Annotated in this window: 23 protein-coding genes; 13 read left to right on the top strand and 10 right to left on the bottom strand. The window is 64.0% G+C overall.

Annotated elements, in window-relative coordinates; all coding sequences use genetic code 11:
• Positions 1 to 8 precede the first annotated feature (8 nt).
• The 7 genes from H3Z74_RS15820 (at position 9) to H3Z74_RS15800 (ending at position 7,811) form a co-directional block, all read left to right on the top strand.
• Positions 9 to 3,059, top strand: coding sequence for a TonB-dependent receptor (locus H3Z74_RS15820; RefSeq protein WP_187760553.1), 3,051 nt, complete (start codon positions 9 to 11; stop codon positions 3,057 to 3,059).
• A gap of 83 nt (positions 3,060 to 3,142) precedes the next feature.
• Positions 3,143 to 4,318: an alginate lyase family protein gene (locus H3Z74_RS15815; RefSeq protein ID WP_187760552.1), complete on the top strand. Its 1,176-nt coding sequence runs from the start codon at positions 3,143 to 3,145 to the stop codon at positions 4,316 to 4,318.
• Complete coding sequence (locus H3Z74_RS15810) at positions 4,318 to 5,547, top strand: alginate lyase family protein (protein ID WP_229726617.1); 1,230 nt, start codon at positions 4,318 to 4,320, stop codon at positions 5,545 to 5,547. Before H3Z74_RS15815 ends, H3Z74_RS15810 begins: the two co-directional genes overlap by 1 nt.
• Positions 5,544 to 5,672 carry a hypothetical protein gene (locus H3Z74_RS24650; RefSeq protein ID WP_261300402.1) on the top strand — a complete coding sequence of 43 codons (129 nt, stop codon included), beginning with the start codon at positions 5,544 to 5,546 and terminating at the stop codon, positions 5,670 to 5,672. Before H3Z74_RS15810 ends, H3Z74_RS24650 begins: the two co-directional genes overlap by 4 nt.
• Complete coding sequence (locus tag H3Z74_RS24785; protein ID WP_326838817.1) at positions 5,669 to 6,088, top strand: hypothetical protein; 420 nt, start codon at positions 5,669 to 5,671, stop codon at positions 6,086 to 6,088. Before H3Z74_RS24650 ends, H3Z74_RS24785 begins: the two co-directional genes overlap by 4 nt.
• The gene (locus tag H3Z74_RS24780; protein WP_326838816.1) at positions 6,019 to 6,519 is read left to right on the top strand and encodes a 2-keto-4-pentenoate hydratase; all 501 of its coding nucleotides are present in this window, start codon (positions 6,019 to 6,021) and stop codon (positions 6,517 to 6,519) included. Before H3Z74_RS24785 ends, H3Z74_RS24780 begins: the two co-directional genes overlap by 70 nt.
• The gene (locus H3Z74_RS15800; RefSeq protein ID WP_187760551.1) at positions 6,519 to 7,811 is read left to right on the top strand and encodes an MFS transporter; all 1,293 of its coding nucleotides are present in this window, start codon (positions 6,519 to 6,521) and stop codon (positions 7,809 to 7,811) included. Before H3Z74_RS24780 ends, H3Z74_RS15800 begins: the two co-directional genes overlap by 1 nt.
• A 466-nt stretch (positions 7,812 to 8,277) precedes the next feature.
• On the opposite strand, the gene H3Z74_RS15795 is transcribed toward H3Z74_RS15800, so the two are convergent.
• Genes H3Z74_RS15795 through H3Z74_RS15785 form a run of 3 tightly spaced genes read right to left on the bottom strand, consistent with a single transcriptional unit; the run spans position 8,278 to position 12,450 of the window.
• Positions 8,278 to 9,825, bottom strand: coding sequence for a DHA2 family efflux MFS transporter permease subunit (locus tag H3Z74_RS15795; RefSeq protein ID WP_187760550.1), 1,548 nt, complete (start codon positions 9,823 to 9,825; stop codon positions 8,278 to 8,280).
• Position 9,826: 1 nt separating this feature from the next.
• Entirely contained in the window at positions 9,827 to 10,981 is a 1,155-nt protein-coding gene (locus H3Z74_RS15790) for an HlyD family secretion protein (RefSeq protein ID WP_187760549.1), read from the bottom strand.
• Positions 10,981 to 12,450 carry an efflux transporter outer membrane subunit gene (locus H3Z74_RS15785; RefSeq protein ID WP_187760548.1) on the bottom strand — a complete coding sequence of 490 codons (1,470 nt, stop codon included), beginning with the start codon at positions 12,448 to 12,450 and terminating at the stop codon, positions 10,981 to 10,983. The genes H3Z74_RS15790 and H3Z74_RS15785 overlap by 1 nt, the downstream gene beginning before the upstream one ends.
• 107 nt (positions 12,451 to 12,557) lie before the next feature.
• Between H3Z74_RS15785 and H3Z74_RS15780 the strand changes: the two genes are divergently transcribed.
• Positions 12,558 to 13,235, top strand: coding sequence for a TetR/AcrR family transcriptional regulator (locus H3Z74_RS15780; RefSeq protein ID WP_229726616.1), 678 nt, complete (start codon positions 12,558 to 12,560; stop codon positions 13,233 to 13,235).
• 89 nt (positions 13,236 to 13,324) lie between these two features.
• Positions 13,325 to 13,597 (top strand): PqqD family protein, encoded by a 273-nt coding sequence (locus H3Z74_RS15775; RefSeq protein WP_187760546.1) that lies wholly within the window; start codon positions 13,325 to 13,327, stop codon positions 13,595 to 13,597.
• Positions 13,598 to 13,671: 74 nt separating this feature from the next.
• Here H3Z74_RS15775 and H3Z74_RS15770 read toward each other — a convergent pair whose 3' ends face one another.
• From H3Z74_RS15770 to H3Z74_RS15760, 3 genes are all read right to left on the bottom strand, one after another.
• Positions 13,672 to 14,658 carry a right-handed parallel beta-helix repeat-containing protein gene (locus tag H3Z74_RS15770; protein WP_229726615.1) on the bottom strand — a complete coding sequence of 329 codons (987 nt, stop codon included), beginning with the start codon at positions 14,656 to 14,658 and terminating at the stop codon, positions 13,672 to 13,674.
• Between the two features lie 121 nt (positions 14,659 to 14,779).
• Positions 14,780 to 15,088, bottom strand: coding sequence for a hypothetical protein (locus tag H3Z74_RS15765; RefSeq protein WP_229726614.1), 309 nt, complete (start codon positions 15,086 to 15,088; stop codon positions 14,780 to 14,782).
• A gap of 89 nt (positions 15,089 to 15,177) precedes the next feature.
• On the bottom strand, positions 15,178 to 16,170 hold the full coding sequence (locus H3Z74_RS15760; protein WP_187760545.1) for a helix-turn-helix domain-containing protein: 993 nt from the start codon (positions 16,168 to 16,170) through the stop codon (positions 15,178 to 15,180).
• Positions 16,171 to 16,279: 109 nt separating this feature from the next.
• On the opposite strand from H3Z74_RS15760, the gene H3Z74_RS15755 reads away from it, so the two are divergent.
• On the top strand, positions 16,280 to 16,978 hold the full coding sequence (locus H3Z74_RS15755) for an AzlC family ABC transporter permease (RefSeq protein WP_187760544.1): 699 nt from the start codon (positions 16,280 to 16,282) through the stop codon (positions 16,976 to 16,978).
• Position 16,979: 1 nt separating this feature from the next.
• Complete coding sequence (locus H3Z74_RS15750; RefSeq protein WP_187760543.1) at positions 16,980 to 17,264, top strand: AzlD domain-containing protein; 285 nt, start codon at positions 16,980 to 16,982, stop codon at positions 17,262 to 17,264.
• A gap of 15 nt (positions 17,265 to 17,279) precedes the next feature.
• Here H3Z74_RS15750 and H3Z74_RS15745 read toward each other — a convergent pair whose 3' ends face one another.
• Genes H3Z74_RS15745 through H3Z74_RS15735 form a run of 3 tightly spaced genes read right to left on the bottom strand, consistent with a single transcriptional unit; the run spans position 17,280 to position 19,703 of the window.
• On the bottom strand, positions 17,280 to 18,380 hold the full coding sequence (locus H3Z74_RS15745) for a hypothetical protein (RefSeq protein WP_187760542.1): 1,101 nt from the start codon (positions 18,378 to 18,380) through the stop codon (positions 17,280 to 17,282).
• A gap of 43 nt (positions 18,381 to 18,423) precedes the next feature.
• On the bottom strand, positions 18,424 to 19,194 hold the full coding sequence (locus H3Z74_RS15740) for an NIPSNAP family protein (protein WP_229726613.1): 771 nt from the start codon (positions 19,192 to 19,194) through the stop codon (positions 18,424 to 18,426).
• A gap of 41 nt (positions 19,195 to 19,235) precedes the next feature.
• Complete coding sequence (locus H3Z74_RS15735; RefSeq protein ID WP_187760540.1) at positions 19,236 to 19,703, bottom strand: DUF1579 domain-containing protein; 468 nt, start codon at positions 19,701 to 19,703, stop codon at positions 19,236 to 19,238.
• 107 nt (positions 19,704 to 19,810) lie between these two features.
• Between H3Z74_RS15735 and H3Z74_RS15730 the strand changes: the two genes are divergently transcribed.
• Complete coding sequence (locus tag H3Z74_RS15730; RefSeq protein WP_187760539.1) at positions 19,811 to 20,452, top strand: TetR/AcrR family transcriptional regulator; 642 nt, start codon at positions 19,811 to 19,813, stop codon at positions 20,450 to 20,452.
• Here the strand turns inward: H3Z74_RS15730 and H3Z74_RS15725 are convergent.
• A complete protein-coding gene (locus H3Z74_RS15725; RefSeq protein ID WP_187760538.1) occupies positions 20,443 to 21,849 on the bottom strand; it encodes a peptide MFS transporter in 1,407 nt (468 codons plus the stop codon). The two genes, H3Z74_RS15730 and H3Z74_RS15725, sit on opposite strands and share 10 nt — an antisense overlap.
• 244 nt (positions 21,850 to 22,093) lie before the next feature.
• Here H3Z74_RS15725 and H3Z74_RS15720 point away from each other — a divergent pair, with 244 nt between their 5' ends.
• Entirely contained in the window at positions 22,094 to 24,175 is a 2,082-nt protein-coding gene (locus tag H3Z74_RS15720) for a TonB-dependent siderophore receptor (RefSeq protein WP_187760537.1), read from the top strand.
• Positions 24,176 to 24,183: the final 8 nt, after the last annotated feature.

Genomic DNA, 24,183 nt, shown 5'->3' with positions numbered 1-24,183 from the left:
AGGATTTCATGACCAACACGACCACGCACCGCCACGTGATCCGAGTAATCCTGCTGGCCTCGGCCGCCGGGATCGGTCTGTCGCCGCTCGCTGCATCCGCCGGTGAGTTGGCGTCCGCGACGCCGCTTGGCACTGGCGTTGTTCTTGCCGCTGGTGAACCTGCCGCCGAGCCAACCCAGGACCAGACTATCCCGCCGGCCGACACCGCCGATATCGCTGCAGAGGAAGGCACCAATGACGACATCATCGTCACTGGTGCACGCGCCACCCAGCGGTCCTCGATCAGCCTGAAGCGGGATTCTTCGGTGATCGTCGACGGGCTGGTCAGCGACGAGATCGGTGCGACCCCGGACAATTCGGTCGGCGACACGCTCGAACGGATCACCGGCGTTACCGCTGATCGTTTCAAGGGCAATGCCAATGAATTGTCGGTGCGCGGGCTCGGGCCGACGCTCAGCTTCTCGACGTTCAACGGCCGCGAGGTGTCGACTGCCGGCCCCGACCGCTCGGTCGCGTTCCAGCAATTCCCGTCGGAACTGGTCAATGGCGTGCTGGTGTACAAGACGCAGCAGGCCGACTTCCTGGAGGGCGGCGTCGGCGGTGTGATCGAACTGCGCAGCCTGAAGCCGCTCGATTATGGCAAGCGTCGCATCCAAGCCGAGTTCCGTGCCGATTATCAGCCCAAGGACAATGACGTCTATCAGCATGACGGCATCGGCTATCGCGCGAATATTTCCTATAACGACGTGTTCAAGACCGGCATTGGCGATATCGGCATCAGCATCGGTTACCAGCGCCAGGACACCACCGCGCCGGAGGATTACTACAACGCCAATTCGGCCTTCCAGCTGTGCAACACGAGTGCGAACAATGCCGCACTTGTCACCGGCTCTGCCAGCGCGCTCATTACGGCAGGTAGTGGCGTTAATTGCGCTCAGGCGACCGGTTCGCGCACGGCGGCGCCGTCTACCGGGGCTCCGGTGATCCCCGTCGGGGAAACTCGCGGGCAAACCTATTACGCCAATTCCTCGCGCAGCTTCCGCACGCAAAAGACCGCTGAGGTTCGCGACGCGATCATCGGTGCGCTGCAATGGCGTCCGTCACCGGATCTCGAAATCTCCTTCGACGGCCAATATTCAAAGCGCAACAGCCTGGAGGATCGTAACGTCCTGTCGATCGCCGAGGGGCTTCGCGGGATCCAGCCGCTGCTCATCGGCAACGGTAGCAACGGCTATTCGAACGGCGCGCTGATCAGCTATCGCGGAAACTCCAATATCGAGAACCAGCTCGAGAAGCGCCAGCGCAACGAAGAGTATCTTGGCGGCGGTTTGAGCTTTATCTGGACGCCCGATCGCTGGACGATCAGCGCCGATGGATCCTATTCGCGCTCGCATCGCACAGAGACGCAGAAGGCGACGCGTATGCGTTCGACACGTCGTGTCGGCTATACGCTGACCTATGTCGGCGACAATGTCGTGCCAGATGTCGTGTTCGACAATTTCGATGTGACCAACCCGGCCAATTTCCTCGCCGATGCGGCGACCGCTGTTTATGCGCGCAATCGCTTCGTCACTGATCGCAAGGATGAGATATGGGCGGGGCGCTTCGATGTCGCGCGCGAGTTCGACGGTTTTCTCACCTCGATAAAAGTAGGCGGGCGCGTTTCGAATCACGACCGGACCAACGACAATGCGCGCAACACGGATCTCAACACAATTGCACAGATCGGCACACAGACGCCGGCGCAGTTGATCGCGGCAGCCAATGCCAATTGCCGCGTCCCTTTCACCACCACGTCCTATATGTCCGGACAAGGCACCAACCTGACCAACTGGGCGACGTTCGACAATGATTGCCTGTTCCGGACCTTCACTGGCAGCGACGATGCACTGCCCTATCCGGCCGATGGCCGCGACCCGAGCGACATCAATGTGCGGGAGCGGATCTATGCCGCCTACGCGATGGCGAACTTTCGCTCGGATTCAGGCAGTATTCCGTTCAGCGGCAATATCGGCCTTCGTTACGTCCGCACCGACATCACCTCGATCGGTTATCGCCAGCCATATTTGATCACGATCGATCCCAACGCCGACAATTATACCGTGGCGCCCGATCCGCTCGGCGCAGTGTCCTCCAACACGGCGAAGGGGCGCTATCAATATCTGCTGCCCAGCGCCAACATCGCTTTCGACCTGACCGATAAGTTGAAGCTGAGGCTTGCCGGCTATCGTGCGCTCGCCCGTTCGGGAATCGAAAGCTTCGGTGCGGGTATCAGCATCACGCCGCAAACAAGCTCAGTTCCCGGTGCCGATAATATCGTCCTCAACGCCACCACCGGCAACCCGAACTTGAAGCCGCTTCGGGCATGGAATGCGGATGCCTCGCTTGAGCTCTATGCGTCGAAGGATACGTTGCTGGCGGTCGCCGGCTATTATAAATGGGTGACTGGTGCGGTGATCGGCGCATCGACGCCCATCCCGACGCCGATCACAGTGACAACGCAAACACAAACCCCGGCTGGCCTCGGCCCGCGTGAGACCCGGAACCTGATCATCAACCCGGTCGCTCCCGCCAACGACTCCGAAACTCGCCACCTCTATGGCGTCGAGGTAACCGCAAACCATGCCTTCACCTGGTTGCCGTCACCGCTCGACGGCTTCGGCGTCACGGCTTCGGCCAACCGTGCCTTTGCCGATTTTGAGTTCCCCGACACCTCGACGCTCGCCAATCAGCTCGAGCCGTCGAACCTGATCGGCCTGTCGAAATTCACCGCCAGCGGTTCGGTCTATTTCGAGAAATGGGGAGCGTCGCTACGCGCGTCGTACCGCTACCGTTCGTCCTATTACAAACCCAATGGCGGCACCAATCGCGAGGTGCGCGGGGCGGACTACATCAATCTCTCGGCGCAATATAATCTGACCAAGAACGTCCAGTTGAAAGCGCAGGCGCTCAACATCACCGGCACCAAGGATGTGTTCTACAAAGGCGGCTATGACAGCATCGCCGAGGTCAGCAACAGCGGGCCGCAATATTTTCTCGGGTTCCGGGTGCGCTTGTGATCCGGATCGGCAAAGCGACCCTTCTCCCCGCTCTTGCCGTTTTCGCCGCTGCCGGAGTTCCTTCGGCAGCGGCGGATTTTTCCTTGCGCGCACCTGTCCAACCGTCGGCGTGTCGTGGGGAAGAGGGATATGCTGCGGCGTTTGGTGGGCGGCGCACTTTCTATCTCAAGCCCGATCAGCTTGAGGCAATCACGGCGGCGCGCGACAGCGATCCCGTGGTGGCGAAGGCCTATGCCGCGCTGATCGAACGCGCCAATGCCGCGCTCAAGCGCAAGCCCGGATCGGTGATGGACAAGACCACCATACCCTTGTCCGGCGACCGGCATGATTATCTCAGCATCGCGCCCTATTGGTGGCCCGATCCGGCCAATCCCTCGGGTCCCTATGTACGCCGTGACGGCGAGGTGAATCCGAAGCGCGAAACAAGATCCTATGACCGCACCGCGATCGGCCGGATGAGCAGCGACGCCGAGATGCTGTCGCTCGCTTATTATTACAGCGGCGACCCCAGATATGCCGAGAAGGCCGCGCAGGTGATCCGCACCTGGTTCCTCGATCCCGCCACGGCGATGAATCCCAATGCCAAATTCGCCCAGGCCGTGCCGGGCCGCGAGAATGGCCGGGCCGAGGGCGTGCTCGATACCAACGCGTTCCAGCCAGTGATCGACGCGATCGGGCTGATCGGCCCGTCGGGCGCGCTGAACGCGGCGGAGGCCAAGGCGCTGGAGACCTGGTTTGGCCGCTATGTCGACTGGATGCTGACCAGCCCGATTGGGCGTGAGGAACAGGCGGCGAAGAACAATCACGGCATGTGGTTCGACGCGCAACTCACCCACTATGCACTGTTCGCACGCCGCCCGGACATCGCGCGCAAGACCGTGGTGGAATTCCCCCAACGCCGCATCGCGGTGCAGTTCGATCCCTCGGGGGCGCTCCCGGCCGAATTGACCCGCACGCGCAGCTTCCATTATTCGATCTACGCGCTCGAACCGGCCTATGACGTGGCGGAAATCGCCGGTTGTCTCGATCTCGATCTGTGGAGCTATGCCGACGACAAGGGGCGGGGGCTGCGCAAGGCGACCGATTTCCTCAGTGCCTATCGCGGCCAACCGGCGAGCTGGCGCTATACGGAAATGAAGTGGCCGGCGAATGAACTCGACGCGCTGTTGACCCGCGCCGACTGGGCCTGGGGGGCAGGACGCTATCCGCAGTCAAGGGAGGGCATGCTCGCCCTGTTCTACCACATCGATGCGCGCTGATGAGAAAGCATCGCCTTTCCCGCCCGGCCGCTCGTGCGCCATCGGGGAGCTGCGGCATGATGGCGCGGCGCGAATTACTCGTCGGTACTGCCTGTCTTATATTGGCGGGCAGGGCGATTGCCGCGCCCGCGCCGTTCGACCTGGCGGCTATCGAACGTGCTCGCGTGCTGCGCGCTGGATCGGCCTTCCTAGCGCACGCGCCGCGCACGATCGCCGCCATTCCGGCACCGCGCAGCCCGGGGACCCGTCACGATTATTATTCGGAAGGGGATTATTGGTGGCCTGATCCCGCCAGCCCATCTGGTCCGTACATCCGCCGCGACGGCTTTTCCAATCCGGCGAAGTTCGACGGGCATCGTGACGCACTGATCCGCTTCGGAGTCGAGATGCCCGCGCTGACCGCAGCCTGGTTGCTGTCGAAAGATGCCCGCTACGCGCATCACGCGGTAGCGCATCTCAAGGCCTGGTTCGTCGATCCGGCGACACGCATGGCACCCGATCTGGCGCATGCCCAGGCGATCATCGGCGTCAATACCGGCCGCGCTATCGGCATTATCGATACGCTCCAGATCGTCGAGGTCGCCCGCGCCGTCGAATTGCTCGGTCGAGCCCACGCCCCGGGCTATGCAGCGGTTCGTAGGGGCGTCGAGGGCTGGTTTCGGGACTATCTGACCTGGCTGACTACATCGCCAGCGGGGCGCGAGGAGCGCGATCAGGCCAACAATCACGGTAGTTGCTGGCTGCTGCAAGCCGCTGCCTTTGCCTCGCTGGTCGGCGACGCGACGGTGCTCGATGCCGCTCGTACGCGACTGACCGAGACGATTATCCCGCACCAGATCGCGCCCGATGGAAGCCAGCCGCTCGAGCTCGCCCGGACCAAGCCGTACAGCTACTCGCTGTTCAATCTCGATGTGCTGGCCGGTGCCTGCCGTTTGCTCTCGCGTGACAATGACCTGTGGCGCTTCACCACGGCCGATGGACGCGGGATCGGCAAGGCGATCGCCTTCATGGCACCGTTCATCCACGAAAAGGGGGCCTGGCCCTATGCGAAGGATGTCGAATATTTCGACGATCTGCCGGTGCGCCAGCCGAGCCTGTTGTTCGGTGGCGAGGCGCTGGGCCGTGCCGACTGGCTGACGCTGTGGCTCTCGCTCGATGCGGATCCGGTCGTGGCCGAGGTCGTGCGCAACTTTCCGATCCGTCAGCCTTTGCTTTGGCCGATTGCATGACTGCGCTTTCCGTCCGCACATTGGCCCAGGCCGCGCCGTCGGTCGCCAGGTCGACCTATGATTTCACATTTCCCGGGCGGCAATTCGACCCCGGCGACAGCCTATATCATGGAAGGGCGGCATGACTCGCGACACTTTACCAGGCGACACGGCGACGCTTCACGACGGGCCGCAATCGACCGCTGCCCGTTTCGTCGCCGCGCGCCGCGACGCGCAACCGCTCGACGACTATCCCGGAGCGCTGCCGCAATCGCTCGAGGATGCCTATGAGATCCAGCGGCTGGCGATCGGCCTGCGCGGCGGCACCGTCGGCGGGTGGAAGGTCGGGCGGATTCATCCGCCGGCGTCCGACCGGCTCGGGGCCGAGCGGCTTGCCGGGCCGATCTTCACCGACAGCATCGCTACGGACAATGGCAACGCGGTAGCCATGTCCGTGATCGGGGGGGCTTTGCCGCCGCGGAAGCGGAATTCATCCTGCGGATCGGGACCCGGCCGGACCCGGCCAAGACCGACTGGACGCTGGAGGAGGCGCGCGCGCTGATCGATCGCGTCGCGATCGGCATCGAGATCGCCAGCTCACCGCTCCCGACCATCAACGATCTCGGGCCGGCAGTGACAGTGTCCGATTTCGGCAATAATAATGGCTTGCTGGTCGGTGAGGAACTGCCCGGCTGGCGGGACGCCGATCTCGACTCGATCCCGGTCGCGCTGTCGATCAACGGCGTCGAAGTTGGCCGCGCGACCACTGCGGCCATGCTAGACGGGCCATGGGGTGCGGTGCGTTTCATCGCCGCACTGGCGGCACGGCGCGGCCTGCCGCTCGAGCCGGGGCAATGGATTTCGACCGGCGCCGTCACCGGCGTACACCCGGTCGAAGCAGGTGACCGGGTCGAAGCCCGCTTCGGCACGACATTGTCGATCGACTGCATCATCGCCGCACAGAACCGCGCGAACACTCCGGGAGCGAGCTAATGCCGACACGCGATACCGTGGTGGCCAGTGCTGCCGAACGGATGGGCCGCTATCGCTGGCTGATCTGCGCCCTGTTGTTCGCTGCGACCGCGATCAACTATGTCGACCGGCAGATGATCGGGGTGCTCAAATCGACCATCTCTGGCGACCTCGGCTGGTCGGAAACGACCTTCGCCGATGTGATCTTCTGGTTCCAGACGGCGTACGCGATCGGCTATCTCAGCTTTGGTTGGATCGTCGACCGGCTGGGTGCGCGGGTCGGTTATTCGATCGCGTTCGTGATCTGGACGGCGGGCCATACCTTGTGCGGATTCGTCTCCACCGCGGCGCAATTTTCGATTGCGCGCTTCATCCTCGGTATCGGTGAATCCGGTAACTTCCCGTCCGGGATCAAGGCGGTGTCCGAATGGTTCCCGGCCAAGGAACGCGCCTTTGCCACCGGCGTGTTCAACGCCGGCGCCAATATCGGCGCGGTGCTGACCCCGTTGCTCGTGCCGGTCATCACCATCGCTTATGGCTGGCGTATGGCGTTCATCATCACCGGTGCCGCCAGCCTGGTCTGGCTCATCGCGTGGATCGCGCTCTATCGTCGCCCGCGCGAGAGCACCAAGGTCGGCGCCGCCGAACTCGCCTATATCGAGAGCGACCCGGTCGATCCGGTCGGGCGCATCAGCTGGTTCAAGCTGCTGCGCTATCGCCAGACCTGGGCGTTCGCGCTGGGCAAATTCATGACCGATCCGATCTGGTGGCTGTTTCTGTTCTGGACGCCCGATTTCCTCGGCAAGGCCTATGGCCTCGACTTGCTGACCTTCGGCCCGCCTTTGGTCGTGATCTACCTCATCTCCGATTTCGGCAGCGTCGCCGGCGGTTGGGCATCGTCGAAGATGATGAAGCGCGGCTTGCCGGCCAATCGCGCGCGCAAGCTGACCATGCTCGCCTGCGCTTTCCTGGTGACGCCGATCTTCTTCGCGCAATATGTCGACCATCTCTGGGCCGCGGTCGCGATCCTCGGTCTGGCCACCGCCGCGCACCAGGCCTGGTCGGCCAATCTCTACACCCTGCCGTCGGATATGTTCCCGCGCGCGGCGGTCGGGTCGGTGGTCGGTATCGGCGGTACGGCAGGCGCGATCGGTGGCATGCTGATGGCGAAGTTCGTCGGTTATGTGCTGCAAACCACCGGCAGCTATACGCTGATCTTCGCGGTTGCCGGCAGCGTCTATCTGATCGCGCTGGCGCTGATCCACATTCTCGTGCCGCGCATGAAACCGGTCGACGTGATCGCGGCGGCGTGAAGCGCAGTTTCCGTTGGTTTGGGGGAGCCGTCGGAGGGATAACGGGGCCGGGAACAGCCGGCCGGCGGACCACGCCGCATGCTGTTTTATGCTGTTTATCAGCGGCAATTTTTTCGTTGCTGTTAAGTTGGATTTTGGGTTGAATTTACCGAAGTGTTTTCAATGATTTGTGGGCGAAAATGCTGTTATTGAATAACAGCATGAAAACAGCACCATAACAGCATGCAACCGGGTGCTGTTCGGGCCGGAACAGCATCTGGCGATCACCCTATATTCCCAGTCATGTCAAAGAGCGGCGGCGGCCCGCGGATGGGCCTGTCCCGGCACCGGGCTGGCATGAACCGTCATGGGTTTGAATCGTTCCCGACATTCGCAAAGGCGATCGAGCCCGGGTCGATCATCGCCGTGAGACTGGGGCTGTTCCCCGGCGGGGGGCTGGTCGCCGGGGAACAGCGGGCTGCGGGACCTAGTGCGCCGCGCCCATTCCGACGCCGGCCTTGGGCTTGGGGGCGAGCCAAACAACCGCTGCGGCGATCACGAAGATCACGAAGGCGAGAGTGAAGACATGCGTCGCGCCGATCGTCGAGGCCTGTGCATCGACCAGCCGGTCGACCGCGCCGCGTGCCTGTTCGGTCGACATGCCACGTGACTCCATCGTCGCCATGGTCTCACTGACACCGTTAAGCGAAGGCACCATGTCGGAGCGGCTGACTCGCGACGCACTGTCCCAGGCAGTGGTCGCCATCGCTGTGCCGACCGCACCGCACAGCGTGCGCACGAAGCTCATGATACCCGCGGCCGACGTGGTCTCGTTCGGCTTGACCGCCGACAGCGCCAGCGCGGTCAGGCCGATGAAGAAGAACGGCATGCCGATCCCCTGCAGCAATTGCGGCATCGATAGCGTCCAGAAATCGGAATCGGTGCTCCATCCTGCGCGCAGCAGCGACATCACCGCCAGCCAGGTGATCCCGGCACAGACGGTGATGCGGAGGTCGACCTTGCCAATCAGTCGTGCGGCGATCGGCGACATCAGCACCGCGAACACGCCGACGAACGCAGTCGCATAGCCGGCTTCGGTCGCGGTGTAGCCGACCACCGATTGCAGCCACAACGGTGTCAGCACAACCGAGGCGAAGAATGCGCCAAAGCCAAGTGCCACCGCGATCGTCCCGACGGTAAAGCCGCGATGCCGGAACACCTTGATGTCGACGATCGGGTTCTTCTCGCCCAGTTCCCAGATCACGAAGGCGGGAAAACCGATCCCGGCGATGATCGCCATCGCGACCACGAAGGGTGAGGAGAACCAGTCATGTTCGCGCCCGGTATCGAGCATCAGCTGGAACGCACCGACCCACACCACCAGCAGGACCAGCCCGATAATGTCGATGCCGACCTTGGCTTTCTTGGTCTCGAACGGGGTGATCAGCCGCGTGACCACGAAGATGCACAAGGCGACGACCGGCAGGTTGATGAAGAAAATCCACGGCCAGGACCAATTGTCGCTGATCAACCCGCCCAGGATCGGCCCGGCGACCGGTGCGCACACCGTGGTCATCGCCCATAGTCCCATGGCGGCGCCGGCCATCTTCCTGGGGAAGATGCGCAGCAACAGGCTCTGCGATAGCGGCATCAGCGGGCCGCCCGACAGACCCTGCAGGATGCGGAACACAACCAGCATGCTGAGACTGTTCGACAAGCCGCACATCATCGAGAAGAAGCCGAAGCCGAGCAGCGACATGATGAACCAGCGCACCGTGCCGAAGCGCGAAGCCAGCCAGCCGGTCAGCGGCACGCTGATCGCGTCGGCCACCGAATAGGAGGTGATCACCCACGTCCCTTGCGTCGGTGAAATCGCCAGTCCGCCCGCGATATGCGGGACCGAGACATTGGCGATCGTCACGTCGAGTACGACGACGAAATTGGCGAGCGCGAGCGCGATGCCCGCCAGCAGCAGTTTCCCGCCGCTCAGCGGAGCTGGTTCGACCTCGCTTCCCGGGTTTTCGCTGTCGGCCATCTTACTTGCCGCGCGTATCGATGACCGCGTCCATCGTCAGGCCGACGCGCAGTGGGTGGGCGTTGAGGTCCTTCGGGTCGATCGTCACGCGCACCGGCAGGCGCTGCACCACCTTGACCCAATTGCCGGTCGCGTTCTGCGCCGGGATCAGTGAGAAGGCCGCCCCGGTGCCGCCGGCAAATCCGGTGACCTTGCCGTGGAACACCACGTCGCCGCCATAATAGTCGGAGGTCAGTTCGACCGGTTGGCCGATCTTCACATGGCGCAGCTGGCTCTCCTTGAAATTGGCGTCGACATAGGCGCTGGCGATCGGCACCAGGGTCATGATCGGGACACCGGCCGCGATACGCTGGCCGACCTGCACCTGGCGGTTGGTGACGATGCCGTCGACGGGTGCGCGGATCACGGTGCGCGCGAGGTCGAGCCGTGCCTTGTCGAGCCGCGCACGCGCGCTCGCGACGTCGGGATTGGTGTCGATCGTCGTGCCGCGCACCAGCGCTTCGCTCGCCGCGGCGTCGCCACCGGCCGAGTTCTGCGTGGCGACGGCGGACGCGATGCCGGCCTTGGCCAGTTCCCGGGCTGCACGCGCGCTGTCATAAGCGGCGCGCGCGCTGCTCAGTTCCTCGCCCGATGCAGCCCCGCTGCTGATCAGCTGCTGGCGGCGGGCAAGCTCGATCCGGGTGCGTTCAAGTGTCGCATCGGCGTCGATCAGCCGCGCGCGGGCCTGAGCGATCTCCGCGTCGCGCGACTGTACCTTGGCGCGAGCGGAATCGGCTTGTGCTGCCGATTGCCCGAACCGCTGCTGCGCCAGGCGGAATGCCGCCTCGGCGGTGGCGACATCGATCTTCGCATCGGCATCGTCGATGACGACCAGTATGTCGCCCTTCTTCACCGCCTGAGTCCCGCCGACACGGACTTCAGCCACCGGGCCCGAGACGAGCGACGTCACCTGCGCCGAGTCCGCGCCGACATAGGCATTGTCGGTGTGCACGCGTCCGGCCTCGAATATGAAATACCACAGGCCCCACAGGGCTGCGATCACCACCACCACGATGGCGAGGATGGTCAAAAGCCTCCGGCGCTTGCCGGCGGTGGGCGGCGCGGCTGCGGCTTCGGTTTCGATTGCTACTGGCTGCGGTGTCGGGGCGTCGGCCATTACTTTATCTCCCCCATCATCTTGGGTGTCATGCGGTAGCCACCACCGACCGCGCGGATCAGTGCGATGTCGAGCGCGACGCGGCGCGCCTCGAGATCGACGACGGCGCGCCGGGTGGTGAGTTCGAAATCATCGGCGGTCAGTACGGGCAGCAGCGTCGAAAGCCCGCCCTTGTAGCGCAGTGCGGCAATGCGGCTGGCATCGGCGGCGGCGGTCAGCGCCTCGCGCTGCTGTGAGAGCCGTTGGCCGAGCGCGTTCTGGCTGGCCACGGCATCGGCGGCTTCACGCAGCGCGGTGATCAGCACCCCGTCATATTGCGCGACCGCCGTGTCGTAATTGGCGCGCGCCTGGACATATCGGCCACGGATGCGCCCACCGTCGAAGATCGGCAGCGAGAAAGCCGGCCCGGCATTGCCATAGCTGGATCCGCCCTTGAACAGCTGGCCGAGCCCAAGCGATTGCAGTCCGACCACTGCCGACAGGTTGATATTGGGATAGAAATCGGCGCGTGCGACCTTGATCCGCTTGGCGGCGGCCTCGGCGCGCAATCTGGCTGCGACGATGTCGGGGCGGCGCCCGATCAGGTCGATTCCGGCATTGTCGGGCAGCCCGGCGGATGTGGCGGCAAGCGTCGGCCGGGCGATGGTCAATCCGCGATCCGGGCCGGCGCCGACCAGGGCGGCCAGCCGGTTGCGAGTCAGCGCGATCGCTTCGTCAAGCGCGCCGATGTCGGCGCGGGCGGCCGGGACGCGCGATTCCGCCTGGCGCTGGCTGCCCAGCGCATCGACGCCGACCGCAACGCGCTCGGCGGTCAGTTTGGCGGTCGCGCCGCGCACGCGCAGCGCCTCGACCGCGACATCGCGCTCGGCATGATATTGCGCCAGTTCGGCATAGGCGGTGGCGACATTGGTGGCGAGCATCAGTCGCGCCTGATCGGCATCGACTCGCGCCGCTTCGGCTTCGGAGGTCGCTGCGGCCAATGCGGCGCGATTCTTGCCCCACAAATCGAGATCGAATGACGCGGTCGCAGTCAACCGGCCGGTATCCTGGATGCCGTCGGGGACGAACTGCGGTGGGATGCCGAGGTTCTTGCTCTGCTTGTTGCCGCCGGCCGTGCCGTCGACGCTCAGGCCGGGCAGCAATGCGGCGCCGGTCTGCCGTGCCAGCGCATCGGCAGCGTTGATTCGCGCCACGGCGGCGGCCACGTCGGGCGAGGCTTTCAGGGCTTCATCGATCAGCCCGTTAAGCTGCGGATCGCCGAACGCCGTCCACCACGCCGGTTCGGGCCAGGCCTGAGTCGCAGCCGCTGTGGTCCGCAACGTCTGTGCCGAGTCGAGCGTCGCGGCGCTGCGCGGTTCGGGCTTGGTGCCGAGATCGGGCACGGTGACGCAGCCGCCGAGCGGGGCGGCCAGGAGTGCGGCGGCGAGCGCGACGGGGCACGCCGAAAAGGGAATGGAGAATCGACGCATGGTCAGGCCTGATACTATCTGGTATCATTCGCCCCTGATCTTGTTCGTTACGGCTGTCAATCAAAATGATACCAGATAGTATTACTGATCCCTCCAGCGACCATCGCGTGCGCTCCAGCGGCGAGGATGTGCACGGCTCGGCCTTTGTCGTGGTCAATCCGGCCATCGCCGCGAAGCAGCCGGATGGCCGTGCATTGCGGCGCCAGGCCTTTGTCGATGCAGCGCGCGACGCCTTCTTCGCCGATGGCTATGGTCAGACCGCCATGTCGGCGATCGCCTCGGCGGTCGGGGGGTCGAAGACCACGCTCTGGTCCTATTTCCCGTCCAAGCAGGATCTGTTCGCGGCGGTGGTCGATGATATCGTCGACCAGTACAGCAGCGTGTGGATGATCGAGCTCGACCCGGCTGGGCCGATCGAGCCGACGCTGCGCCGTTTTGCGACCGCTATGATGGCGACGATCCTTTCGGAGTCGATCGTCGCGCTGCACCGTGTCGTGATGGGGGAAGCCCAGCGTTTTCCAGAGCTCGGCGCGATGTTCTACGAGCGCGGGCCGCAACGCGGCAGGGCGCGGCTTGCCACGTATATCGGGGCGGCAATGGACGATGGCCGATTGCGGCCCGGCGACCCAATGGTTGCCGCGCGGCAATTCGCGTCGATGTGCAAGTCGGGCTGCTTCCAGGAGATGCTGCTGGGGATCGAGGGTTTCCGCAATCCGGGCAGCGTCGCGCAGGATATCGATGATGCGATCGACAGCTTCATGCGCGCATGGGGAGCCCCGCGATAGATCGTCCGGCGGTTGCGGGTCGATCCCGCTGTTCATGGCGGGCGCTTTGCGTGATATCGAGGGATTCCCCCTCTATTGGAGTAAGTAGTTTGCCGCCGACGCTATCCGATCGCATCGTCTGGCAGGATGTTGAGGGAGAGCTGGTGCTCTTCGATTTGCGCGACGAGAAATATCACGGACTGAACCCGATCGCTTCCGAGATCTGGCGCAGCATTGCCCGGGGCGAGGACGTGGATGCGATCGTCGATACGCTTGCCGCGTGTCATGATGCGCCGCGCGCGACGGTGGCCGCCGACGTCAGGGCCTTTGTAACCCAGGCCCTGGCCGATGGCCTGCTCGAGCCGGATGACCAATCGCGCTGAGCTATATGCTCGAGCAATGGCCGCGCACCACACAGATATGCGGATACGCGGCCAAATCCAGTTTCAAGGCAGGTCTATTTTTTAGGAAGGATCGAGGAGAAGGCTCCGTCGGTCGTGTTCGCATCCAGACGATTGTCGCCATAGCTTTTCACGGTTGCCGAGCCGAGAAGATTGATCCCGGTGCCGTTATTGGTGATCGTGGTATTTCCGACGCGTGCCGTTGTGGCCGCACCGTTGATGATCATGCCGAAGCCGGTGTTCTGAGCGATGTTCGAATCGGTCAGCGTGAAATCCGCCGCGCCGGTGCCCGCAGGCGTCTTGATCAGAAGGCCATTCGCATTGTTGACCAATTGAGTGTTGTCGATCGACGCGACGATCTTCGATCCCACAATGCCCGTAGTATCGATGCGCAGGCCGACGTTCAGATTGTTGACGATCTGCGAATTGACGATCGTGATACGTGCCGTCATCCCGGCAGCCGGCGCCACGTTGACACCGCCGGTTGTAACCGTCGTGGAACTGCCGCTATCGGAAATGATCGTGTTCTCGACGAACAGCTGCGCGTTGGAATTGGGCGCGAAATTGATGCCGTAGCCATTGCGGAAGCCGCGGATCTTCATGTCGCGCACGATCAGCGATGCGCCGTTGAGGAAATTGATTCCGTTGACCCCCGCGGTGGTCGTGGTGTTGCCCAGGCCCTCAACGTCGATGCCGGCGAGCACGACGCTGACATTGGTACCGTTGATGATGAAGCCGTTGACGCCCGGTGAGGTGACGCCGGCCTCCGGGTTATTCTCGCAGATGATCGAGATCGACTTGGTGATCGTCACCGTGCCGAAGCCGCCCGGATCAAGGCAGTTGATTTCGCCGCCGGCGGCGGTCTTGGAGATCGAGCCGGCAAAGGTCTTGCACGGCGCGGTGCGGCTGCAAGGATTGGCGTCGTCGCCGACGCCGGACACCCAGGTCCGCGTTGCCTGCGCCGCTGCCGGCGCGCTGTAAATCAAGGAGCTCGCCAATAGCGCGAGCAAAGCGACCATAAGGCGCTTGCCGAGTGTAATCATGATTCCCCCCCTAGTTTGCCGGCGGGACCGGCAATCTTTCCTTAATCATAAAATGGCCGGGCTGCGACTCGTTTTTTAGGTAGGTGATCTGCAAGTGTACCATCTTGCATCGCATATCGTTTCAGGCCTGCAATATCTCGAGATGCTCAACGCCGGGGGTCATCTCGATCAGGAAATCCGGGTCGAACGGATAATATTTCGCCACCGCCGGATCGCTCCCCGCAAAACGCGAGATCGCGGCCATATCGGTCCAGAAGGTGAGCATGGTGATCTGCGTCAGATCACCATCTTGCTGGTGGAGACACCAGGCGCCGGCATTGCCCTCCACCGCGCGATAGTCGGGCAGGGACACCGAGCGCATCAGGTCGAGATAGTCAGCCGCCCTGATAGTGGGGACCGCGCCCTTCCAGATCCTTGCAATCATGGACATGGCACTCCGTTTGTTGGCGGTTGCTTGTCCGGCGATCGGCCGAATAGGGCGAGCGTGCGAACTGCCAAAGGGGCGGCAGATCGCGCCAATCATTCGGCCGCCTGGAGCGAGTTCCCGTCATGCTGGAAGGCGGCACGGAACTGGCTCGGCGTGGTGCCGACGACACGGCGGAAATGGTGCCGGAAGGTATCGGCGGCACCGAAGCCTGCGCGTTCGGCGATGCGCTCGACCGGCAGGTCGCCCTCCGCGAGCATTGCCTTGGCCAGCCGGATCCGTTCGAGCAGGATCCAGTCATAGGGCGTATGGCCGGTCGCGGCGCGGAACTTGCGGAAGAAGGTGCGCGGGCTCATCGCGGCTGTGGCGGCGAGCGTCTCGATCCGGTGGTCGCCGGCTGGATCGCGCCGCAACCGTTCGATCACCATCGAGAATGCCTTGTGATGAACTTCGGCCACGGGAGTTTCGGCATATTGCGCCTGGCCGCCTTCGCGGTGCGGCGGCACGACCATCGCGCGGGCAGCGGCGTTGCAGGCCGCCGCCCCGAAATCGCGCCGCATGAGATGAAGCAGCATGTCGATCCCGGCCGACGATCCGGCCGAGGTGATGATGCTGCCCTCGTCGATATAGAGCGCCATCGCATCGACCGAGACGCGCGGATGGTCGCGCGCGAGCTGGTCGGCATATTGCCAGTGCGTCGTCGCATGCCGCTCGTCGAGCAGCCCTGCCGCCGCCAGCACGAACGCGCCGGTGCAGATCGACACGATCCGTGCGCCGCGCCGATGCGCCATGGCCAGCGCGGCGGCGATCGGGTCCGGTACGGGGCCCATGCGCCATCCGGGTACGACGATGGTTTGCGCGTCGTGAAACACCTCATCCGATGCCTCGACCGTGATCGGTACGCCGCGGTCGGTCAGGATCGACGATCCTTCGAGCGAGAAACTCGCCACCGCATAGAGTGGACGGTCGTCAGCCGAGCGGCGATTGCTCAGCACCTCCAGCGCGGTCGCATATTCGAACAGGCACAGGCCCTGATAGGCGAGGATCGCGACCGAATGAGGTGGATCGAAATGGGGTGTATCCGGCATGATCTTCGTTTAACCGGATATCATGCCAATCTCAACAATTGGCGCGATGTTCGTCGCATTGGCATTTGCGTCGCTTGCCCGGCGCGCGCGCAGCGATAAGGGGTATGCCATGCCCGCTGCCGCAACAGACTTGTCCCTCGCCGGTGTCGGTCGCGGGTTTCGCGACCTGTTCGCCGCCGCGATCGCCGTGGCAGTGTTCGGCATCGGCTTCGGCGCCGCGGCGGTCGAGGCCGGCCTGAGCCCCGCAGCAGCAGCGGCGATGAGCGGCTTCGTCTTTGCCGGCGCGGCGCAATATGCGGTGCTCGATCTGTGGCAGTATCCCTTGCCCTGGGTCGCGATCCTGATGACCACGCTGGCAATCAACGGCCGTCACGTCGTGCTCGGTGCGACGCTGGGCGACTATCTCGATGCCGCGCCGCCGGTGCGGCGCTATGCGGTGCTTGCTGTGCTCAGCGACGCGAACTGGGCCTCGACCCGCCAGGCGATCGCCGGTGGCGAACGCGACCTCGGCCATCTGCTCGGCGGCGGGCTGTTGCTCTGGCTGACCTGGGTTGCGGGAACGCTGGTCGGTGCCTTTGCCGGCCAGGCGATCGGCGATCCGCGTCAGTTCGGTGTCGATGCATTGATGCCGGCGTTTTTCGTCTGCGTCCTGATCGGTGCAGCAAAGGGGCCGCGCGACGTTCCGCCCTGGATCGTCGCGGGAGGCGCAGCCGCGGGCCTCTCGCTCGTCATGCCGACGCATTGGGCGGTCATCTCCGGTGCGCTCGGCGGCGCGCTGTTCGGCTATTGCCTCGATGCCAGACGCTGAGATGACCGCGCTTGCGATCGGGATGATGGCGCTTGCCACCTATGCCACGCGCATCCTCGGCGCCTGGCTGGTCGCGACCAATCGCGTGCCTGAGCCAGTTCGCCGGCTGCTCGACCATCTTGCGACCTGTACGCTCGCCGCGTTCGTGGTGCCGGTGATCCTGGCCGGCGATGTAGCACTCGCGGCGGGCGTCGCCGGCGCGATGGTCGCGATGCTGATCTGGCGCTCGCCGCTCCTGTCGATGGGGATTGCGGTAGTGGGCACCGCGCTGGTCAGGCTGATCTGACGCACGTTCGGGGCATCATGATGCCGCAGGCTGTGCCGCGCACTCGCCATCGCGCTTGCCGCTGACGCTGCCGACGCCAAGGATGATCTTCGCACGCCGTTCGAAAGTCAGTGCCTGCCAACGCCCGCTATTGCCGATCGCGGTGCGGCTGCGCAGGAAGGTGAGGCTGAGCAGTTCATATTGCTCCGCATCGATCGCGCCGGCATCGATCATGCAGGCCCAGCGCTGCACATTCCATTGATGGTCGCGGCCGACGCCGTCCTGGTCGATCGTCTCGGCCAGCGCCTTGTACCAGGCGATGATCGCGCGCAGCCGCGGCCAGCGTTCCACCTCGGGCATTGCAGCCAACTTCGTCCGCAGCCGCGCGACATCCTCGTCGCCGGGCAGAAAGCCCTGCTGCACCCGGGTGTCGATCGCCCAGCGCACCTTGCGCAGGGTCATCTGCCCGGCGGGAAAGACGCGCAGCAAGTCGAGCCGCACCGCATCGAGCAGCTCGATATAAGTATCGGTCTGGACCTGCAGCATCGCGTCGCTTTCGAAGATCGCGGTCAGCTCCGTCGCGATCACCGGGTTCAGCCGGCCGCTCGCATCCTCTGCGGCAAGGATCCCGGCGCGGCATTTGTCGCGCACCGGCACCACGCGGCAATCCTTCGAGAAAAGCAATTTGCCATAGGTTGGCGCGAGCGCCTTCAACGCGCGTTTGAACCGCCCGCCCGAGCTGAATCCGTCGCGCCAGCGTTGCAGCACCGGCTGCAGGCTGCCGGTACCGAAATTCCACTGCGCCATGCCGACCGAGATCAGCTGGCTGTCGAAATTTCCCGCCGGCATGGCCCAGCAGCCCATCGTCTCGGGGATCGAGGTCTCCGCCATGCGTGCGAAAATGCCCGCACGGTCGAGCCCGATCTCGGCCATGCGCGTGGCGGCGGCGGGATCGATGCGGATGAACTGCGGAACGCCTGCCGCGCTCGGCGCGTCGCCGACCATCCGGCATGGCGGCGGGGCAGGGGAGGCGGCGGGAAGCACGTCCTGCGCCCGGGCGCCCGTTGCAATGAGTGCCAACAGGGCGGCGCCGATCATGGCGGTTGCCCGGCTGGCGTGGATTGCGTCGATGGTCATGCCGCCAGCTTACCGTGCCGGCGGGCCGGAGCAATGTGCCTGCTCAGCGTAGCGTCGAGCGGGAGGCCGGTGCAAGCCGCAGTATCTGTGCCGCGCGCTCTTCGAAATCGTCGAGCGCGGCGCCGGTCGTGGCATGCCATAGCTTGTCCGCACGCAATCTCACCATTGCCGCGTCATAAGCGGCGGCATCCGGAACGCGCGTGAACCAGACGAACAGCTTCTCGCTTTGCCGCACCGGCAAGCGCGGGAAATTATTCGGTTCGCGCTCCGGGACATAGGCGGACAGGACGGGCAGACCCGCCGCGGCGAGCGCTGGTTGCATCCGTTCCTGAAAGAAGCTGCCGAACCCCTCGCCGGCATCTTTCCACAGATAATGGATCGTCGCGATCACCAGACCTGCGGGGCCGCCCGCCATGACCGGGCGCGTCAGCGGACCGAAGCCAAGCCCCGCAACTGCAGGATGCAGCAACAGGACATTGTCATTGTCGTCGAGCAAGGCATTGGCCTCATCGCGATGCGCCTTCCATAGCGGCCCGAAATAAAAGGCGTTGAGCGCGGTAGCGCGCGCCGCCATGCTCTCGAACTCGCGGATCCAGGTGAAGCGGTCGGGATCGTCGAGATCGCGGAACTGCCCGATGATGCGTATGCCCAGCGCTTCCTGGCTGTCGACGAACTCGCGCTCGAACAGGGCGATCATCGCGTCGCGACGGCCCTTGAGGATCTTGTACTGGCGCAGCTCGATCACGGGTTGGGCCGCGGGCGGGCCTGCCGCGAAGGCGCTGCTGCCCAATGCTGCGAGTCCGGTCATGGTCATGCCGATCAGTCTCCTGCGCGATAGGTGAATAGAGGTCGCGGTCATGGGCGGTTGAATTCCATGACCCAGTTGACCTCCCAGCTTGCCCCGCCATCGTCTGAAAAGGCTTGAGTCCATTCCGCACGGGCGTCGTCGATCGGTTCATAGGTGGTGCGCACCCGGATCGGTTTTCCGGCGAACAGATCGTCGCCGAAGAACGTCCCTTTGCCGCCCTCGAACCGACCGATCACCGGCGGATCGATCGCGGTCGAGCGCCGGTCGATCCACCAGATTGACCATAAGCCGGTCGACACATCGAACAGCCGGAGCGAGTGCGCGCGATACGCGCCGTTCGGATCGTCGAGTATGTTGATGTCGATATTGCCCAGACCGTCCAGCACCGGATCGACCTGCAGCGTGCCGGGAAAGGCGAACCAATCCCGAGCACCGGCCAGCCGCGCGCGGAGTTTGCGGTGCGTGACCCGCCACGCGCCGTGGAGGAAGTCGAAACCATGCGCCCCGCCCGTCATCGCTCAATCCGCTTCACGACTCGTCTTCTCCCGTTGATGTTGCCATAACAGACCGGTTGTCCGGTTTTGTCAATGATGTTAATTGCGGGGGCGATCAGGAGGCATGAATGGTGCGCGCAGAACGGGCGAAGTTTCGGAAGAATGATCCGGCGGGGATGCGCAAGCGGGTGATCGATGCCGCTGCCAGCGCATTTCAGACGCAGGGCTATGGTGCGACCAGCATGCACGATGTGGTGCGCGCAGCGGCGGTGACCGGTGGCGCGCTTTATCATCATTTTCCGACCAAGAAGGATCTTGCACTGGCGGTGGTTGCGGAGCGCGTCTCGGGCGAGATCGCCGCCACCTGGATAGCGGCGGTCGATAGCGCGCCGTCCGGAGCCGAGGGGATTGTCGGTGTGTTCGAGGAGACCGCCGACGCGCTCGACCGGCAGGGATCGGTCTCGGGCTGCCCGCTCGGCAATCTGGCGCTCGAACTATCGCTTGCCGATGACGGGCTGCGCCGCGCGGTGGAGGGCGAGTATCGTGCCTGGCAGGATGCGATCGCCGTGCGCCTCGATCATGACGAGCGTGCTGGCCGGGCCGATTTCGCCGCCGGCGATGCTGCGGGGTGGGCCGATACGGTGGTGGCGATGTTTACGGGCGCCATGTCGATCGCCAAGGCGCGGCAGGATGCCACTGCACTGCGCGCCTGTGCTCGCCGCTTGCGCGCCATGATGGGATTACCAGCCGGGAGAGCGGATCAGGGCTGAGACGAACCGCTTGCCAACCGGCGCGCGAGCGCGGGCCCGAACAGCAATGCCAGCAGCGCGCCGATCATCGAGATGCCGGCGTTCAGCATCCAGAATGCTCCCGGCGGCATCGTCTCGTACAATGTACCGACCCAGCCCATGATGATGTTGCCGATGAACAGCGAAAGATACGCGCACCCCATCATCGTCGCATTCACGCTGGGCGGCGCGGCGCGCGACATCAGCGCGAGATAGGGCGGCCAGTAATACAGGAACGCGACCCCGATCATCGCGAAAGCGGCAAAGGGGATCAGCGCGCTCGTTGTGCCCGCGCCGGCAAGCATCGCCGCCAGCGCCATGATTGCGGCCGAGATCGAGGCGAGCACTGCGCCGATGCCGATCTTGGTCAGGTCGCTCGATTCCCGCCCGCGCCTTGCCTCGCGTGCCCAGAGCCAGATCAGCGGCGGCACTGCGATGACGCTGAAGAATGCGTCGACCGAATTGAACCAGGGGGCGGGGATATGGCCGAGCGGCGTGGCGAGATCGGCATGGCTGTCAATCCATACCAGCCCGACATTGAAGAACTGGAAATAGGTGATGGTCTGGAACACCGTGATGCCCATCACGACCACCAGCAGCAGCACGGTGCGCCACTCCGCGGCGGTCAGCGGCGCCGCCGCCACGCGGTCGCGCCGGCGCGGACGCTGATCGGGCAGATAGCGCTGCCCTGCGAGATAGGTGATAGTGGCGAGCAGCATCAGCACCCCGGCCGTGCCGAACCCGACATGCCAGCCATAGGCCTGGGCCAATCCGGCGCACACCAGCGGCCCGAGCACTGCGCCGATATTGATTGCCATGCTGAAGATGGTGAAGGCGCGCGTGCGCCGCGATTCGTCATCGGCCGGGTATAGATGCCCGATCTGCGCCGAGATATTGCCCTTGAGACACCCCGACCCGAGGATCAGCAACAACAAGGCGAGTAGGAAGCTCTGGTCGAACGTCATGGCGAAATGCCCCGCGCTCATCAGCAGCGCGCCGATCACCACGGTCCGCTTCGCACCGAGCAGCCGGTCGGCGACCCACCCGCCCAGCACCGGCGTGAAATAGACCAGCCCCGAATAGAAGCCGAAGGTCTGCGACGCGAGCGCCTGTGGTGACAGTGGCCCCAGCACTGCCTCGAGTGCGCCGCGATACACCGCCAGCCCTGCGACATGCTCGACATGGCCGGGCTGGAACAATTGCTGCGCCATGTACAGCACGACCAGGGCGGTCATGCCGTAATAGGAGAACCGTTCCCACGCCTCGGTGAAGGCGAGATAGGCCAGGCCTTTGGGGTGACCGAGAAAGGATCGGTCAGTGGCGGTCGGCGCAGTGATCGACGGGGCCGGATCTGATATGGTTTCCGCTCTCGTCGCCATGATCGTCACATCCCAGTTCGAGCGCGCAACAGCCTGACGCCCTGCGACGACGCGCTAGGGTTCAAACGCGATCATCGCAATGGTCGGGATCGCCCGGTGCTTCGTCTCGATGGGCAATGCCGAAGCCGAAGCTGCGGAAATGGGTGCTATCCTATGACCAGCAGACAGCGTTTTTTAGCTGTCTTTTGGCCATTGCGATCAATTCTCATTAGCGATAGAGGGTCGCCCAGATAAGGGGATCGCAATGACATTGAGCAAGTTTCTCGGGTTTTCTGGTATCGCGCTGATCGCGCTGACGAGCGGCCCGGCATGGGCCGCGGATGGGGCGGCGGACGGAACGCCGGACGGCGACCGGCGCGACGACATCGTCGTCACGGGCGAGCGCGCCAGGCAGGATGCAGGTGCGGGTACCAAGACAGCGACACCGCTGATCGAAACGCCACAACCGATCACGATCCTGACCGAAGACATGTTCCGTGCGCAGGGCGCGATCAATATCAGCGACACGGTGCGTTATGCCGCCGGGATCACGGCGAATCCCTATGGCCGCGATTCACGCGTCGACAGCTTCGCCATTCGCGGCATCGATGCGCTGCAGTTCCGCGACGGCATGCGCGACATTTTCGGGTCCTATGTCAGCACCACGTCCGACCCGTATAATTTCTCGCGTGTCGAGGTGGTGCGCGGGCCGGCCTCGGTCTTGTTCGGCCAGGGATCGATCGGCGGCATCGTCAACCTTGTGTCGAAGGCCCCTGAATTCACCACCCGCGGCGAGATCGCGGCAGTCTATGGCAGCGACAACCGCAAGGAACTGCTCGCCGACATCAACGGCCCGATCGCCGACGGCCTCGCCGCGCGGCTGGTCGCGCGGGTGCGCGATTCCGATACTTTCATCGACAATGTGCGTGACGATCGCGTGATGATCGCGCCGTCCCTGCGCTGGCAGCCGAGCGCCGGTACGGACATCACGCTGCTGGGTCTTTATCAGGACGACCATGGCGGCTCGACACCGCAATTCCTGCCGATTGTCGGCACACTGTACGACAATCCCGGCAATCCGCGGCTGCCGCGCACCCTGTTCGTCGGCAAGCCCGGGCATGACCGCTACGATGGCCGGCTGTTGCAGGGCACGGCGATGGTCAAGCAGCGCATTACCGACCAGATCGAGCTGCACCTGAAGGCGCGCTACATCGACAGCGATGTGAGCTATTTCACGCATTACACCAACAGCTACACCAACCCGACCGACCCCTATATCGCGGGGAGCAACGGCCGGTTGATCCAGCTCTACAGCGACGACAAGCTGGCGACGCTGAACGTCTTCACCACCGACAATAATGTCCAGATCAAGTTCAACACTGGCGCCGGGGTTAGCCATCTGCTGCTCGCGGGCGTGGACTATAGCTGGAACCGCTTTACCGAGCGCTACGGGTCTGGGCGTGATATAGTCGATCTTTACAACATCAATTATGCTGCGCTGTCCGTTCCGGTGATCGATCCCGTGGCGGCGCGACAGTCGCAGAAGCAGCTTGGCATCTATGTCCAGGACCAGATCCGCTTCGCCGACCGCGTGTCGGTGGTGCTGGGCGCGCGGCGCGATCATGTAACGAGTCCTGGCTCGCCGTCTGCCAATGCCACCACCTTTCGCGCCGGCATCATCGGCGAGATCGGTGCGGGCATCTCGCCCTTTTTCAGCTACACTGAAAGCTTCCAGCCGATCGCAGGCTTCAACGCCGATCATGCGGGATTCAAACCGCAAACCGGCACGCAATATGAGATGGGGGCAAAGTGGCAGCCGGATGCCGCCACGCTGGTCACCGTCACCGTCTTCCACATTCGCGAACGCAATCGACCGATCGACGATCCCGACAGGCCGCTGAGCCAGATCCAGTCGGGCGAACTCACCACCAAAGGGTTCGAGATCGAGGCCACGCGTACCTTGCCGGGCAATTACGAGCTGTCGGTCAATTATGGTTATAACAAGCTTGAGACCAGGGACTCGCCGTACTTCGACTATTACCCGCGTCACAACGCATCGATCTGGGGCATGAAGACGCTGCCGGTGGGCGATGCCATGTCGCTGCGGCTGGGTGCCGGCGTTCGCTACACCGGCAATCGCAAGTCGGTCGGCCCGGCCTGGACGATCGTGACGGGCGACAACACGCTGGTCGATGCACTGGCCGAACTCGAATGGAGCAAATGGCGCCTGTCGGTGAACGCGACGAACCTGTTCAACCGGTCTTATTTCGCATCGTGCCTGTCGCGCGGCGATTGCTTCATCGGCGCGCCGCGCAATGTGATGGGTACGCTGGCCTATCGATTCTGATGAGGTGA

Source organism: Sphingomonas alpina (assembly GCF_014490665.1).
GTDB classification, from domain to species: domain Bacteria; phylum Pseudomonadota; class Alphaproteobacteria; order Sphingomonadales; family Sphingomonadaceae; genus Sphingomonas; species Sphingomonas alpina.
This window is presented reverse-complemented; position numbering and strand designations above follow the sequence as displayed.